The organism is Phyllobacterium sp. 1468 (genome assembly GCF_031455525.1).
Lineage (GTDB): Bacteria > Pseudomonadota > Alphaproteobacteria > Rhizobiales > Rhizobiaceae > Phyllobacterium.
Genome location: NZ_JAVDSX010000004.1, coordinates 20,302 through 36,824, shown reverse-complemented (window position 1 = coordinate 36,824; position 16,523 = coordinate 20,302). Strand labels below are relative to the sequence as shown.

The following is a 16,523-nucleotide window of genomic DNA, read 5'->3' as shown; positions in this document are numbered from 1 at the left end:
CACCTCCCCCTTGGGGCTGTGAGTAGTTTAAATCGCCTCTACGCTTAGAACCTCACTGTCAGATCGGCTTTCACCGCATTGTCGTTGGCCTCTCCTGAAAACTGGCCGCTATAGGTGAGGCCGAGCGTCGTGGCTTTGCCGATTCCCGACGAGGGCGGGCTCAGGGTGAAGTCGAACCCCGCCTCGATTAGCCCGACGTCCCTCGCTACAGCCAAGCCGTGGACGTCGAAAGGCTGGGAGCCGGCAAAGGCAAGCCGCGCCTCGGGCGTCACATCGCCGAAGGCATGGTTCCAGCCCAGAAGCCCGCGCGCCGTCAGCCCGATGGTATCCGACAGAGAAAACGCGCGCGATAGCCGAAGCCCGAGCGTCGTCGTGGTCAAGTCCGTTGTGCCGGCAAAGCCGGTGAGGTTGCTGACAGCGCCGCTTTCCTGAAAGCCATCGCTCTTGAGGTGCACATAGCTCGCCGCGGCGAAAGGCTCGAGATCGGCATAAGCCATCTTCACCGAATAGCCGAGCTCACCGAATATCTGCGCGGTCCTGGCATCGTAGGAAGCGCTGTGTCTGTTGAGAAGATGGCCGAACACCGCCGTACGGTCCGTGTCGATCTCGTTTTGGGTAAGGGCCGTGCCAAGGCTCAGGCGCAGATTGTCCCATGCGGTACCGCCGTAGAGCCCGACGGAATAGCTGTCGACCGAGGCATTCGAAGCCCGGCCATCCAGCGACGTGTTGCCATAACCGGCCAGCATACCCATGCGCCAATCATCCGCGACCACACCGTCGAGCCCGGTGACGAAGCCGCCGGTATTGCGGCTATAGCCCGCCGCATTGCCGTCGCCGTCGGCATGCGCCCATCCTCCATAAGCTTCGCCCCACAGGGCGGTCGTGGCTGGTGCCGGCGCTACCGATGCAAAAGCGTCGCTGGTCTTGGCCCGTTGCGCCGGAGCGTAAGCCAAGCGTGCCGCCATCACCGCCTGCTCCGTGACGGTGACCCCGTCGAAGGCAGCGCGGATACGGTTTTGCGCCGCATTGCCGATCGCGCTTGCATCCTTGGCAAGCACGCCGGAAAGCGTCGCATGGACTTCGCCCGAGAGATTGTCATAGGGCAAGACTTCGCCGATCGCCGAGAACAGCACCGTATTGAGCAGCGGACTTCCAAGCTCCTGGCTCTTGATCGCATTCCCGACGGCTATCTGGTTGGGCGTCTTCGCATCGACCAGGACGAGGTTTTTAACGCGCTCCTTCAGCAAGCGCAGCTTTTCTTCGCGTGCCAGCCGATCTACCTCGGCCCGCCCAGCATCGGTCAGTCCGAAGCCGAGGGTCACTTTGTGCGCGTCGCTGTAATTCAATTCCGCGGTCACGTAATTATACTGCGGCAACACGCTTTCAAACCGGCCCGTAACGGTTTTTCCGGCGTCGAGAATCTCATACGACTTGTCCAGAAAAAACCCTTCAACCGTTTCCTGATTGAGGAGCTCCACCTGATTTTCAAGGCGCACGGCAACGATACCGCCCAGCAGGGTTGCAGTTCCACCGACTTCAAGCAGGTCGGCGCCGCTCGCATCCCCCATGATGCCGACGTTCAGCCGGCTCCCCGGATTGAAAGTCGCGTCTCCTGCGACCGTCAGGACGCCGATTTCCGCGCCATGGGGCGGCCAGGATTTGGCCAGGCCGTCATCCTGCTCCTTATTATTGAGCGGACCGGCCGGAGAAACCAGACCGTCCCGGTTGACGACAAGGCTGGCGACCGTGCCGCCCTTGCCGCCAAGCCCGCCGCCTGCATTGACCGTCGCATTGCCCGCGGTACCATAAACGGCAGCCAGGCCGCCATTCAGCACAAGATCGCCGGCAATCCCGGTTTTGCCGATGGTCAGGCTGCCGCCGCCGTTGACGCCGGCATTACCGCTCTTGCCGTCAACGACACCCGCACCGCCGTTGAAGGTGAGATCGCCAATTATGCCGGTCTGGTTGACGCGCAAGTCGCCGCCTTGGTTGATCGTCGCATTGGCTGCTGTTCCATCGACCGAAAACCGGCCGGTGTCATTGACGAAAGTGTTTGAGATGATCGAGCCGCCTGCAGCGATGGCAAGCTTGCCGCCATCGACGATCGTATCGCCGCGATAGGTGTTCTTGCCCGCAAGTGTCAGCGTGCCCAAACCGGATTTGGTGAGACCGGCATCGTAGGTCTTCTTAGCGAAATAGGCCGCGCGGGTTTCAGCGCTGCTCAAACGATTCCTTGGCACGGCGATCTCGCTATCAAGGATAGCAAAGTCTTTGTCGTTCAGCATTTTTGTTAATTCTTCACCAAATTGTTTTGCTATCGACGGCATTGTTGGATCGGAAGCATATTTGAAGAGTGTGGGCGAGCTAGTGTCAGCGATAAGACGGTCCAGTACGACGGAAGCCAATTCGTTGTCCCGCACGGCTTGCAGCTCTTTCTCAAACTTTCCTGTGGGAATGACCGCAACCAGTGCTTTCAAAAGATCAGGCACATTTGCTTTTAGCCCCAGCACAATCGCATCGGATTGACCATCGTTCCATCCATGGGCGGCTTTTTCTGCTTTCCAATCGGCAATCTCCTGGGCCTCTTCGGTCTTGCGCTGATCAAGCGCGGCCTGGCTGATGTCATTTGACCAGGTGTCGGTAATGTCCGCACCCAGATTGGCGTCGAAGCGCCCGAGGAACTGACCCGGGCCGTTCATTGCTTTCTTCAGATCAGGCCGCCCCCAACCGAACACCGCATTGGGTGCCTCGATGTTGTCGTTGACAACACCCTTGCTAAGATGCTCCGCCGTGGTAAACAAGACATCTCGCGCCTGCGTGCCGGTGAGATAAGGAAACCGCTCCATCACCAGCCCCAATGATGCCGTCACGTTCGGAGCCGCAGCCGATGTGCCGCTATAGGTCGACCGATATGCTGGCATCAATGGTTTTTGTGCCAGTTCCTCCGGTTTGTGCCTTCCTCCATCATGGTCGTCGTCACCGCCCGTCAAGCTTACAGATGTTGTTGAAATCCCCTCCGTTGGACCAGCCATGCACCAGTATTTGGTGACGCCGCAGCGATCATATATGGTGCTCCCATTCTTGGTGACGCCAGTAACGCCAATCCAATAGGGCTCCACCTCCGGCCGAAAATAAGGCATGGCCACGACAGCGCGCGGGTTGTTAAGATAGTTATTGCCATTGGCCCAGACCTGGATGGTGCCAAATTCCTTCGAAACCTCGAAAGCGGCATCGAGAAAAGTCTTCTTTCCGATAAACCTGTTGTAGAGCTTGATCAGACCATCGAGTGTTCCATAATCCCCGACCTTGGAAGCTTCCTGCCCCCAGCTTGAGTTGATCACGCGAACACCGTTGCGGGCAAGAACACCATAGGCTTCCTTGAAGTAACCGTAGTCGACATTGGGTCCATAAACCGTATCGTCAGTGCCGCCTGTATTGGCTGAATAGAGGTGCGCATCAAAGGCAATGCCGTGCATCCGGTCTTGGCTCGCGTCGCCAGTTGCGTTGCGGATGGCGATCATCTCTCCTGCAGCGGATGTGCCATGACTGTCGTTGAAGAAGGGATGGTAGTCTCCGAATATCTTGAATGGATCACCCTTCTTCCAGGTCTTGCCCCATCCATCCAACTGTTCACCGTCAGCGCTGTATACACCTTCCACTGTCAAGGACGTGACTTTGCCTTGCAATTGCGGATGCGATACAAAGACGCCCGAATCCACTTCCCCGAGCTTGACACTCTTGCCCGTAAAGCCAAAGGCATAGGCATATTCTGCCTTCACACCCGCCAGGGCGTGATCCTTAAGGAACTCGGGTGTGCGCCAGCTTGCCGCCGCCTTCTCGAGATCATCGGTTTTCGTCCCGTCCGCGTTGAAATATTTGCCCGCCTCCTGCGCCAGTGCGGGAACTGTTGGCAATGCGATGGCGATCGCAGTTGCCGAGGCAAACGAGAGCAGCTTGCGGCGAGCGCGATGGAATGAAGGGAACCGCGGAGAACGGGCGGAATCCGCCCCTGAAAATGTATACATGAAAAGCGTCCTTTAAAAAAATCAGGCAATATGAAGTGCAATAAGAGTTGACACGAGTTTGCGGTTGTACACCGATGTGTCAACTGCCTGAATTGGAGGCGCGGCTAATTAATACGCATGTTGCAAAAAAACACACAATTTCAGATTGTTATATTGATAGTTCAATCGTGGAAATTGCACCCGGGGCTCACCGCCGGCTGAGGCTACCCAATATTCCGCGCACCAGCGCGCGGCCCAGCGAACCCCCGACGGAGCGGACAACGGATTTCATCGCAGCTTCGGCCACCGTCTGCCGGCCCCTCACCTGGCCCCCGCGCGGGCCGGTTTTCGGTTCGCCGCCAAGGAAATCGGGCAGCCGCCAGCCGCCCGTGCTATCGGCGCTGGCCTCCTGCGCCGCCTCCGCTTCGGTCTTCGTCTTCTGCGCCTTCTTCTGCAAAAGCTCGTAGGCGGATTCCCGGTCGACCATCTCGTCATAGAGACCCGCTACCGGGCTCGCATTGATCAGTGTCTGGCGCTCGTCGCTGGTCAGCGGCCCGATGCGTCCTGCCGGCGGGCGGATCAATGTCCGCTGCACCATGGACGGAACGCCCTTGTCGGCCAATGTCGAGACCAGCGCCTCGCCGGTGGCAAGATTGGTGATCGCTTCGAACGTGTTGAATGCCGGGTTGGCCCGGAACGTGTCGGCGGCCGTCTTCACCGCATTCTGTTCGCGCGGCGTGTAGGCCCGAAGCGCGTGCTGCAAGCGGTTGCCGAGCTGCGCCAGCACGGTTTCCGGCACGTCCAGCGGGTTTTGCGAGATGAAGAACACGCCGACGCCCTTGGAACGGATCAGGCGCACCACCTGCTCGACGCGGGTCAGCAACGCTTTCGGCGCCTCATTGAAGAGCAGATGCGCCTCGTCGAAGAAGAACACCAGGCGCGGCTTTTCCGGATCGCCGACTTCCGGAAGTTCCTCGAAGAGTTCCGACAACAGCCAAAGCAGGAATGTCGAATAGAGCCGCGGGTTCATCATCAGCTTGTCGGCAGCAAGGACGCTGACCAAACCGCGGCCATTGGTGTCCGTGCGTATGATGTCGGCGATCTTCAGCGCCGGTTCGCCGAAGAATTTCGTGCCGCCCTGCTGTTCCAGCACCAGGAGCGAGCGCTGGATCGCACCGACCGAAGGCTTCGTGACATTGCCATAGCGGGCGGAGATCTCTTCGGCACGTTCCGCGATATTGACCAGCAGCGACTGCAAATCCTTCATGTCGAGGAGGAGCAGCCCCTCCTCGTCGGCGATCTTGAAAGCAATGTTGAGGACGCCTTCCTGCGCTTCCGTCAGGTTCATCAGGCGCGAGAACAAGAGGGGACCCATTTCCGAGATCGTGGCGCGGATCGGGTGCCCCTGCTCGCCGAAAATATCCCAAAAGATGACCGGCGAGGCAGAATGCTCGTAAGGGTCGAGTTTGACGTCGGCGGCACGCTTGACGAGAAAATCCTTGTCTTCGCCCTTGGCGCCGATACCCGACAGATCGCCTTTGATGTCTGCGCAAAAAACCGGAACGCCGGCTTTCGAAAAGCCTTCAGCCAGAACTTGTAACGTGACCGTCTTACCCGTACCGGTTGCGCCAGTGACCAGGCCATGCCGGTTGCCGAATTTCAGCAGCAACGATTCTGCCTGCTGGTAGGTATCGTCGGGCTTGCGGCTTGCACCAAGGAAAATACTGTCATCGGCCATGTCGTTCGTCCTCGTCGCAACGGTCACTTTATCCACGGTATAAACAGCCAAACTCCACGCGACAATGGCCAAGGCTTTATCGTGTCTGGAAAATTGCAGGCGCCCGGCAAGTCCGGAATACGAATGGGACAGAAAAATGCGATTCCTGCACAAGATTCCGTCATTCCCATGCAGGAAAGTGCGAATCTGGTGCAGGAATTTCGTCGTCCGATTGCAATTTGATTGTACGCGGTTGAGAGAATGATCCAGATTGACTTAGAGCTTGTGCGGAGGACTATTCCCGCATATTACGTAAACGTAATTCACATCAGACGGGAGATTGGACTAATGGACGAACTTATCGCGCGCATTTCCGCCAATGTAGGCACGGATCCGGACACGGCCCGCAAGGCTGTCGGCCTCATTCTGGCATTCCTGCAGAAAGAAGCGCCAGCCGACAAGGTTGACCAGTTGATTGCCGGAGTGCCCGGTGCTGAAGCTGCCATCGCCGAGGCCAACAACAGCGGCGGAGGACTTTCCGGCCTGATGCCGGGCGTCATGGGGCTCGGTTCCAAGCTGATGGGCATTGGCCTCGGCATGGGCGAAATCACCGGCATTTCCAAGGAAACCATTGCTTTTGCTCGTGAAAAGGCCGGCAGCGGCCCAGTCGACGACGTGGTGAATTCCATTCCGGGCCTGAGCCAGTTCGTTTAAGCCGGCCCCATCGCCAACCCTGAAGGCGCGCGCTTTTCGGCGCGCGTTTCTGTTTCTGGGCTCCTCGGCAAACATGGTATCAAGCTGAATATTTTGAAAAATTTGATTAAAGCAGAGCAAAACTTTCCGGATCATCTCTTCAGGTTCGGTTGATCGAGACACCGCCGTCGACCAACATGGCCGAGCCTGTGGTAAAACTTGAAGCATCGGACGCGAGATAGAGGACTGACCTCGCGATTTCCCCCGGTGTCGCACGACGCTTAAGTGCATGTAATCCCTCAACAAAAGCCAGCTTATCCGCTGTATCGACCCAAGCTTCTGCCAAGCTCGTAGCGGTTCCGCCGGGCAGAATCGCATTCACTCTGATCCCTTGAGGACCATGCTCCGCGGCGAGTGTCTTCATCAGGCCGATGATCCCTGCCTTGCTGGCTGCATAGGCCGCGGTGCCTGGCATTCCCACCGTGTGGCCGACGAAGGTCGAAGTGAAGATCAGCGAGCCACCTCCTCGCCTCTGCATCGCGGGGATCTGGTATTTCGCTCCGAGGAAAGCGCCTGTGAGATTGACGTTCAGAGCCTCGTGCCAGCCTTCGAGGGAGACGCCCGGAGTCGATCCCATTTCTCCATTTGTGCCGGCATTATTGAAAGCGATATCAAGCCCGCCAAAGACGCTTTCCGCCAATTCGACCAATGACTTGGCATAGGCTTCATCACGGACGTCACCTGCCAGAGCGATGGCTTTTCCGCCGTCCCATTCGATCGCTGCGACCAACTTGCCAAGCTCGTGCTGGCGTCGTGCGGCCACGATGACATTCGCGCCTTCGCGGGCAAAAAGCCTTGCTGTTTCATAACCGATGCCAGAACTCGCGCCAGTCACGATGGCCGTCTTTCCGATAAGCAGGTTCATTGTTTGACCTTTCGCGTTAAAGTTGGCACCAGCCTTTCACGCCCGCTCCGCTCCAGCCACCCGAAACCGGAACTACCGAAAAGTATATTGTTTTCAATAAGTTGTGTCAGCGGCACTTTGCTTTGTTGCGAAGCAGCATGACTCCTCCTAAAGTCGAAAAAACAATGCGCGCAACAGGGAGAAAGCATGGACGCGTCACTGCTCAAGGAAACTGAATTTGCGCCGATTGACCGGGATGGCTGGGTTAAACTTGCGCAAAAAGCCCTGAAAGGCGCGGATTTCGATGAATCCCTGATCTCGAAGACCGATGATGCCATCGCCATCGAACCTCTCTATGAACGACGGCGCGACGCACTGCTGACCCCGCGAAAGAATCCCTCGAAGCCTTGGCATATCGTACAGCGTATCGATGATCCGGATCCGGTTCGCGCCAACAGGCAGCTTTTGGAAGAACTGGAGAATGGAGCCACCGGCATTGCTTTGGTGTTCGAGGGCGCGCCGAATGCCTTTGGCTATGGCCTCCCCTCGACCCGTGAGGCGGTCGACAAGGTGCTCTATGGCGTTCATCTCGACATGATCCATCTGCGCATGGACGTGCATCCGAAAAGCCGTGCCTGTGCCGACTGGTTCGTGGATTACATGCGTCCCCGGGATGTCAATCCGAAGACGCTGAGCTTCTCGCTTGGCATCGATCCCGCCGCTACTCTGGCGGGAACGGGCCGTCTGCGCATGAGCCTTGCAGCGCTAAAAGCCTCGCTGCCACAATCGCTTTCCGGCTTTTTCTCATCCGATCTGCCTGGAATCGTGCTTGAGGCGGACGGCCGCGTCTACCACAACGCGGGTGCCACAGAGGCGCAAGAACTCGGTGCGATGTTGTCCATCACCACTGGCCATTTCCGGCTGTTTGAAGAGGCACGGCAGCCCATTGTCTATGCGGCTCCACATATCGGTTTTGCACTTTCGGTGGATCAGGATCAGTTCGTTTCGATCGCCAAGATCCGGGCTTTGCGGCGTCTGTGGGCGCGTCTACAGGAGGCTTGCGGCAGCATGCGCCCCTCGCAGGCAACGATCCATGCCGAAACATCATACCGGATGATCACGAAGCGCGATCCCGAAACCAATATATTGCGCAACACGATTGCAGCCTTCGGTGCAGCTGCCGGCGGAGCGGATTCGATTGCGGTTTTGCCCCATACGATTGCCCATGGCTTGCCCGATGCCTTTGCACGGCGCCTCGGCCGCAACACACAGCTTGTCATTGCGGAAGAAAGCAATCTGGCCTTCGTTGCCGATCCGGCTTGCGGTTCCGGTGCGGTGGAAAGTCTGACGGAGAATCTGTGTGAGGCGGCATGGAAGGAATTTCAGGCGCTTGAACAAGACGGCGGCATTTTGCAAAGCCTTGTCGATGGCAAGTTCCAGGCTCGTATCATTGCGGCCCGCAACGCCCGAAGAGAGGTTTACCTTTCCGGCAAACGCGCCATCGTAGGCACGACGCTCTTCCCTGCCCGGCAAGATCGGCCGGTCACCGTGCTTAATGCACCCCATATGCCTTTACCGACGGATGGCGTCGTTCATTGCGAACCGCTAACCTTCCCGCGCATCGATGAAACCCTTGCAGGCATCTGAATAAAATGAGAATTCCGGACTTCACCAAGATCGATTGGCAAGAGCCGAAGCCCCTCGCTCCCGTGCCAGAGGATGCAACCTGGAAGACGCCCGAGGGTATCCAGGTCAAGCGCTCCTATGGCGATGCGGCGCTGCGCGGACTACCGCATCTCGATGGCTTTCCCGGTGCCGCGCCTTTCATCCGCGGTCCCTATCCGACGATGTACGTCCAGCAGCCCTGGACGATCCGGCAATATGCCGGCTTCTCGACGGCCGAGGAATCCAATGCCTTTTACCGGCGCAATCTTGCCGCCGGCCAGAAAGGCCTATCCGTCGCCTTTGATCTCGCCACCCATCGCGGTTATGACAGCGACCATCCCCGTGTTGCAGGCGACGTCGGCATGGCAGGCGTCGCCATAGATTCAATTCTCGATATGCAACAGCTATTCGAGGGTATTCCGCTTGGCGAAATGACCGTTTCGATGACCATGAACGGGGCAGTGCTGCCAATTCTGGCGCTCTACATCGTTGCAGCCGAAGAACAGGGCGTCAGCCAAAAACAGCTCGCCGGGACCATTCAGAACGACATTCTGAAGGAGTTCATGGTGCGCAACACATATATCTACCCGCCGCAGCCTTCGATGCGGATTGTTTCGGACATCTTTTCCTACACGTCAGAAAATATGCCGAAGTTTAATTCAATCTCGATTTCCGGCTATCACATGCAGGAAGCGGGGGCGACCGCCGACCTTGAGCTCGCCTACACGATCGCCGACGGTATAGAGTATGCGCGCGCCGGTGTTGCGGCTGGTCAGGATATCGATAGTTTTGCACCGCGCCTCTCCTTCTTCTGGGCGATCGGCATGAATTTCTTCATGGAGGTTGCAAAGCTGCGTGCCGCGCGCCTGCTTTGGGCGGTTCTGATGAAGAAGAACTTCAATCCGAAGGACGAGCGTTCGCTCTCGCTGCGCACCCATTCGCAAACCTCGGGCTGGTCGCTGACAGCACAGGACCCTTACAACAATATCGTGCGCACCATGATCGAGGCCATGGCTTCGACACAGGGGCATACGCAGTCGCTGCACACCAACTCTTTCGACGAAGCGCTGGCTCTTCCAACCGATCACTCGGCTCACATAGCCCGCAGTACACAGCTGGTCCTGCAAAAGGAGTCCGGCACGACGCGCACGATCGATCCCTGGGGCGGTTCATTTTATGTCGAGCGGCTCACGCATGACCTTGCCGCCCGTGCCCTCGCCCACATCGACGAGGTGGAAGCGCTGGGCGGTATGGCGAAGGCCATCGAACAGGGCATTCCGAAGATGCGCATCGAAGCCGCCGCAGCCCGCACGCAAGCACGTATCGATAGTGGGCGGCAGCCGGTTATCGGCGTCAACTCCTATCGCCCAGCCGAAGATATGGAAGTCGACGTCCTGAAAGTCGACAACGCGGAAGTGCGGGCCCGCCAGCTTTCCAAGCTGCAACAGTTGAAGGGAACACGCAACGTTGCCGCAGTCGATGAGGCCTTGTCTGCGCTGACGGCCGCTGCCAAGGCAGGCAAAGGCAATTTGCTCGATCTGGCGATCCAGGCAGCGCGGGCGCGCGCAACGGTCGGCGAGATCTCGTTGGCGCTGGAGAAGGCCTATGGGCGGCATGTAGCCAACATCCACACGATTTCCGGTGTTTACCGTAAGGAGGCCGGCAAAAACGAACTTATAGACCGCGTTGAAGCCAAAGCGGCTACTTACGAAAAACGCACGGGTAGGAAGCCTCGTATTCTTGTCGCAAAGATGGGCCAGGACGGCCACGATCGTGGCCAGAAAGTTATTGCAACTGCCTTCGGTGATCTCGGATTCGAGGTCATTGTTGGCGCCATGTTCCAGACACCTGAAGAAGTTGCGGACCTCGCCATCGAGAGCAATGTCGATATCGTTGGCGTCTCATCGCTGGCAGCTGGACATCTGACGCTTGTACCGGAACTCAAGCAGGCGCTGAAACGCGGCGAGCGCGAAGATACTCTTATTATCGTTGGCGGTGTCATACCACCGCAGGATTTCGATGCGATCCTCAAAGCAGGCGCAACGGCTATTTTCCCTCCCGGCACTGTAATCGGCGAGGCCGCCGAGAAACTGATCGATACCTTGCTGGATTCATTGTGAAATGATTTATGTCTACGCGCTGCAAGACGATTATCTGATGCCCAGTGCTGCGCTTGCGGGAGCAGAGCTGCCACCCAACGCAGTCTGGATCGACCTCATCAACCCAACGCATGAAGAGGACGTCCAGGTCGAGAACTGGACCAAAGCGACCATTCCGACCCACGAGGATATGATCGAGATCGAGGAATCCAGTCGCTTCTACGCCGAGAATGGCGCGCAATACCTGACAGCTTCCATCCTGCACTCAACCGAACTGAAACATCACGGTATCGCCCCGGTATCTTTCATTCTCACAGGAAAGCTGCTTGTCACTGTACGCTATACGGAACCGAAAGCGTTCAGTCTGTTCATTGGCCGCGCGACAAAGCCGGGGAATGGCCTCATTACGCCCAAATGCGGCGGCATCAGCATTCTCCTCGGATTGATCGAAGCCGTGACCGACCGCATCGCGGACATTCTCGAGGGTGTTGCCGGCGATATCGATGTGAATTCTCACGCGATCTTCCGGCGGTCGGAAAATGATAAGCCCATGACAACGAAGAACTTCAGGGACAGTCTCAACAATATCGGGATTCAAGGCGCGTTTCTTTCCAAAATTCGGGAAAGCATCGCCGGCGTCAGCCGCCTCCTCGTTTATACGGCTGCCATTCCGGACGAGACCCTCAACAAGAAGGATATACGGGCCACGATCAAGTCGCTGGAGCGCGACACGCAATCGCTGAGCACCTATGTCGATTTTCTTTCCAACAAGGTGACCTTTTTGCTTGATACGGTCGTTGGACTCATTTCGATTGAGCAGAACGCCATCATCAAGATTTTCTCCGTCGCTGCTGTGGCCTTCATGCCGCCGACACTGGTCGCATCGATTTACGGCATGAACTTTCATTTCATGCCCGAACTCAATGAGGTCTGGGGCTATCCGATGGCTATCGCGCTGATGATTGCCTCAGCGGTTATCCCGCTCCTGATCTTCCGCAAAAAGGGCTGGCTGTAAGACCACAAACTCCAGCTTTGCATGCTCCTTTCTTTATAACATCGGAGTTAAGGCAATGAACGTTACTGTGCGGCGCGGCAGCCTTCTTCCGCGCATACATTGAGCAAGTACAAAAAACGCTTTAAATTGAATCTCTTGATGCCCTCTGCTCAAAGCAGGAGTCAACTTCAAGGTGCGGTATCGATCGCCGTTATCTCCCACTCGCGATCATTCAGCACGAAACTGTCGCCAACGGATTTACCGAACATCGCCTTCGCCATGGGTGACACATGCGAGATCTTGCCATGGCTCGCATCCGCTTCGTCCTCGCCGACAATTGCCCAGGTTTGCGACTTGTCGTCTTCATCGGCGATTGTGACTGTCATGCCGAACCGGACCACATCGCTATGCGGATCGGGGCGTGAGACTTCGGCCGATTCCCTGCGTGCGTTCCAGTATCGCAGATCGCGCGAGGCCCGCGCAATCAGATCGCGGTCAGCCTCTGCATTGCCTTTCGCCAGCACCTCATGCGCCGCCGCGAGTTCGGCATCAATGTGCGCGAGGCCCTTCTCCGTTACCAGATTCCGGTGCGGGCTTATGGGGCGCTCGCCGACATCGATCGAGGCGTTGCTGTCGTCTTCCTTTGTGAAGGCTCTGCTCATCGAACGAAGGTAGGCCTTGCTAGGCCTCACAGCAAGTGCAATCCTCAAGCACCCCTCTCATTCTCTTCCGCGGATAACAATATGATCAACCGACGCTTCGTCCTGACCGGTCTGGCCTCGCTTGCCGGCGCCGGCATTCTGCCGCGTGCCACGCAAGCCCAGAGCACATCAGGAACAATCAACGGTGTGGAATTCGGGTTGATCCCTGGAGGCCCGGACGATCAGACGACCAAGCTGAATGCGTTGCTGACCGAAGCAAGTTCGTCCGGTCAGCAGATATTCCTACCACCTGGGGTCTATATTGTTTCAGGGCTGCAGTTTCCCGCCTATGTCAATCTACTGGGTATTTCCGGCAAGTCGCGTCTTCTGTTCGGAGGAAAATCTGGCCTGATAAGGGCCGATAGGTCCAGCCATATTCAGCTCAACGGACTTGTAATCGACGGTGACGGCAGGCCGCTAGGCGAGAGCGTGCGGGGCCTCCTCGAAGCCAGCAACGTTGCTCATCTTGTGTTGGACGATTGCCAGATTATCGGTGCGCGCAAGAATGCCGTGGACCTTTTCAAATGCGGTGGGCGTATTGAGGGTACACGTATCTCCGGCGCCAGCGATGCGGCGATATTTGCTGCGGACTCCACCGGACTGGAGATCACCGGCAACGAGATCCACGATAGCGGCAATGGCGGCATTCTCGTTCAGCGTTACGAGCAAGGCCGAGACGGCACGATCGTTACGGGCAACCGCATTGGCAAAACCAGGGCGGATGCGGGCGGCACCGGTCAGAACGGCAACTCCATCAATATCTTTCGCGCCAACAATGTCGTCGTTTCCAACAATATCATCAACGACAGCGCCTTCACCGCGATCCGCGGCAATAGCGCCAGCAATTTGCAGATCACCGGGAACAACTGCAGTGCGAGCGGCGAAACCGCGATTTATTCGGAGTTCGCTTTCGAAGGCGCGGTCATCGCCAACAATCTCGTCGATGGTGCTGCAAACGGTATATCGATGGTCAATTTCGACAGCGGCGGGCGGCTCGGGACCTGCAGCGGCAATTTGGTGCGCAACCTCTCGACCAAGGGCCCGTATCCCGGCACCTTCGGCATCGGCATCAGCGTTGAAGCCGACATCTCGGTTACCGGCAATGTGGTAGAAAACGCCCCACTTTACGGGATACAGCTCGGCTGGGGCGCTTACATGCGCAATGTGATTGCGACTGGGAACATCGTCCGCTCGTCAGGCGAAGGTATCTATGTCAGTGTCGTCGAGGGCGCCGGATCGGCCATCATTTCTGACAACATTATCCAGGGTTCCAGGAATGGCGGCATTGTTGGTCATAGCTGGACTGACGTCACGGTCAAGGATTTGACCCAGAAGAGCGCCGACATCTATCCAAACCTTACTGTCGAGCGGAATATCGTCAATTGATATCGGCGTCCGTCAGCGCTTCTGTCGGGCTGATGACACCATACGTAATGCCGTTCCAGTTGCGCATTTCGCGATCGGCAAACCGGTCGAGCTTCGACTCCAGTTCGTCCTCGTTGCGATAGATCCGGGCGAGAACCGTGGCGATGATTGCCTCGGATGCGCGCGCGTTCCCGTCATCGCACTTGATAGCGATTCCGAGGCCGAGTTCTGGCAAGGCACCGGCGTAGACACCTTCGGCACCGCCCTTTACGAAGATACGGTTTGGCGCCACCTCCATTAAAACCGTACAGGCGCGATGGGTACCCGCGACATAGTATGGTGCTGCCATCGCCGCGTCGACAAGGCGCCGTGCAGCGGCGGCGCGGGCCGGCTCGAGCCCCACTCCCGTCGCCATGCGGGCAAAGCCATGCGCCAGGTTTCTTAATGGAATGGCATAGGTGGGGATGGAACAGCCATCCGTTCCGCAACGATCCAGCGTGTGCGGAGCGCCAGTAACGCTTTCCATCGCATCGCGTACCATATCCTGTTCGGGCGAGCCGAGAGCCGAATAGCCCTGGGTTTCGATGCCAAGATGCCGGCATGTGCACAGGAACCCTGCATGTTTTCCGGAACAATTATTATGCAGCGGCGTCGGCTCCTGGCCGCTTTTCGCCAGTGCAATCAGCACGGGCTGCTGCGCCGGCCAATGCGAGCCGCACTCCAGCGCCGAAACATCAAGCCCGGCGCGGCCCAGCATATCTGCGGCCTTCGCCACATGTTGCGGCTCGCCCGAATGCGATGCACAGGCCATGGCGAGTTCCTCGTTGCCGAAGCCATAGGCGTCCGCGGCGCCGCTCTCGACCAGCGGCAGCGCCTGAATGGCCTTGATCGCGGAGCGTGGAAAGGTCGGCCGCTCCATATCGCCCAGCGAGAACACGATCCTGCCATCGCCATCGGTCACGATCACCGCGCCGCGATGGCGGCTCTCCACCGTTTCGCCGCGAAAAACTTCAACCAGAACCGGATTGCTCATCAAACCATCATCTCTACAAGCGTTGACCGGAATCAGCCGGGGTCGAAGGCTTTATAAGCTGCTTATTTGATCCGCTCCAGCACCGAAACATAATTGGCGACTGCCGCGCCGCCCATGTTGAAGATGCCTGCGAGCTTGGCGCCCGGCACCTGTATGCCACCCGCTTCCCCGGTCAACTGCATCGATGACAGCACGTGCATCGAGACGCCGCTAGCTCCGATCGGATGCCCCTTGGCCTTGAGCCCGCCGGAAGGGTTGATCGGCAGGCGCCCGTCCATCGCTGTCTGGCCTTCAAGTGCAATCTTGGCACCCTCGCCCGGCTTCGCCAGTCCCATGGCTTCGTACTCGATCAGTTCGGCAATGGTGAAGCAATCATGCGTTTCGACGAAGGACAAATCATCAAGGGTCACGCCTGCCTGGTCGAGCGCGCGCTTCCAGCCCTCCGAACAGCCCTCGAACAGCAGGATGTCGCGCTTGGAGATCGGCAGAAAATCCTGAACGTGGGCAGCCGCACGAAATGCCACAGCGCGTTTCATCTTCAAGGCAGTCTGCGTATCGGTCAGGACCAGCGCTGCCGCGCCGTCAGAGACGAGAGAACAATCGGTACGCTTCAATGGGCCGGCAACGAATGGGTTCTTCTCGCTCTCCTGCCGGCAGAACTCATAGCCGAGATCCTTGCGCATCTGCGCATAGGGGTTGTTCACGCCGTTCTTATGGTTCTTGGCGGCAATCATTGCCAACGCATCGGACTGGTCACCGTATTTCTGGAAATAGGCCGCTGCGATCTGGCCGAAGACTCCGGCGAAACCAGCGGGAATCTCGCCCTCTTCCGGAAGGTAAGACGCTTTGAGCAAATTCTTGCCGATTTCCGGACCGGGCGTCGATGTCATCTTCTCGACACCCACGACAAGTACGACCTTGGCGTTGCCCGCACGAATAGTCTTGATGCCCTGATGCACCGCCGCCGAGCCGGTAGCACAAGCGTTTTCAACACGCGTCGCGGGCTTGAAGCGAAAGGCATCACTCGCCTGCAAAACCAGGCTGGCGGTGAAATCCTGGGGAGAGAAACCAGCATTGAAATGGCCCAACACGATCTCGTCGACGTCTTCGGGACCGATGCCTGCATGATCAAGCGCCCCTACCGCAGCTTTGATGATCAGACTTTCGACGGTTTCGCCTTCCAGTTTTCCAAACGGCAGATGCGACCATCCAACGATACAGGCAGTCATTTCCATTCCTCCAAAATCTCTTTCTCTTGAGCTAACCATGAAAACCGAGTGATTCAAGGTGATTGCATGCACAGATGGTATCAGCCAGAAATATCGGTCGTCATGCGGTGCGCAATGGC

At 57.7% G+C, this 16,523-nt stretch carries 11 protein-coding genes; 5 read left to right on the top strand and 6 right to left on the bottom strand.

The annotated features are described in order from the left end of the window. Positions 1–44: 44 nt before the first annotated feature. Together J2X72_RS12135 and J2X72_RS12130 are read right to left on the bottom strand one after the other, a co-directional pair. Positions 45–4,025, bottom strand: a complete 3,981-nt coding sequence (locus J2X72_RS12135) for an autotransporter domain-containing protein (protein WP_310072271.1) — start codon at positions 4,023–4,025, stop codon at positions 45–47. 187 nt (positions 4,026–4,212) lie between these two features. Continuing rightward, a complete protein-coding gene (locus tag J2X72_RS12130) occupies positions 4,213–5,742 on the bottom strand; it encodes a DUF853 domain-containing protein (RefSeq protein ID WP_310072269.1) in 1,530 nt (509 codons plus the stop codon). A gap of 327 nt (positions 5,743–6,069) precedes the next feature. Here J2X72_RS12130 and J2X72_RS12125 point away from each other — a divergent pair, with 327 nt between their 5' ends. Then, positions 6,070–6,435 carry a DUF2267 domain-containing protein gene (locus J2X72_RS12125; protein WP_209997612.1) on the top strand — a complete coding sequence of 122 codons (366 nt, stop codon included), beginning with the start codon at positions 6,070–6,072 and terminating at the stop codon, positions 6,433–6,435. Positions 6,436–6,574: 139 nt separating this feature from the next. Here the strand turns inward: J2X72_RS12125 and J2X72_RS12120 are convergent, their stop codons facing one another. Next, the gene (locus J2X72_RS12120; RefSeq protein WP_310072267.1) at positions 6,575–7,339 is read right to left on the bottom strand and encodes an SDR family oxidoreductase; all 765 of its coding nucleotides are present in this window, start codon (positions 7,337–7,339) and stop codon (positions 6,575–6,577) included. Positions 7,340–7,525: 186 nt separating this feature from the next. On the opposite strand from J2X72_RS12120, the gene J2X72_RS12115 reads away from it, so the two are divergent. From J2X72_RS12115 to J2X72_RS12105, 3 genes are read left to right on the top strand one after another with little or no spacing between them, the layout of a single operon-like run. Then, on the top strand, positions 7,526–8,965 hold the full coding sequence (locus J2X72_RS12115) for a methylmalonyl-CoA mutase family protein (protein ID WP_310072265.1): 1,440 nt from the start codon (positions 7,526–7,528) through the stop codon (positions 8,963–8,965). Between the two features lie 5 nt (positions 8,966–8,970). Then, positions 8,971–11,103: a methylmalonyl-CoA mutase gene (scpA, locus tag J2X72_RS12110; RefSeq protein WP_310072263.1), complete on the top strand. Its 2,133-nt coding sequence runs from the start codon at positions 8,971–8,973 to the stop codon at positions 11,101–11,103. A gap of 1 nt (position 11,104) precedes the next feature. Then, positions 11,105–12,097, top strand: coding sequence for a magnesium transporter CorA family protein (locus J2X72_RS12105; protein ID WP_209997616.1), 993 nt, complete (start codon positions 11,105–11,107; stop codon positions 12,095–12,097). A 167-nt stretch (positions 12,098–12,264) separates the two neighbouring features. Here J2X72_RS12105 and greA read toward each other — a convergent pair whose 3' ends face one another. Beyond that, a complete protein-coding gene (gene greA, locus J2X72_RS12100) occupies positions 12,265–12,738 on the bottom strand; it encodes a transcription elongation factor GreA (RefSeq protein ID WP_310072261.1) in 474 nt (157 codons plus the stop codon). A gap of 81 nt (positions 12,739–12,819) precedes the next feature. On the opposite strand from greA, the gene J2X72_RS12095 reads away from it, so the two are divergent. Continuing rightward, on the top strand, positions 12,820–14,163 hold the full coding sequence (locus tag J2X72_RS12095; RefSeq protein ID WP_310072259.1) for a TIGR03808 family TAT-translocated repetitive protein: 1,344 nt from the start codon (positions 12,820–12,822) through the stop codon (positions 14,161–14,163). Here J2X72_RS12095 and J2X72_RS12090 read toward each other — a convergent pair. After that, positions 14,156–15,178 (bottom strand): asparaginase, encoded by a 1,023-nt coding sequence (locus tag J2X72_RS12090; protein ID WP_310072257.1) that lies wholly within the window; start codon positions 15,176–15,178, stop codon positions 14,156–14,158. The two genes, J2X72_RS12095 and J2X72_RS12090, sit on opposite strands and share 8 nt — an antisense overlap. 59 nt (positions 15,179–15,237) lie before the next feature. Continuing rightward, complete coding sequence (locus J2X72_RS12085; protein ID WP_310072254.1) at positions 15,238–16,404, bottom strand: acetyl-CoA acetyltransferase; 1,167 nt, start codon at positions 16,402–16,404, stop codon at positions 15,238–15,240. Positions 16,405–16,523: the final 119 nt, after the last annotated feature.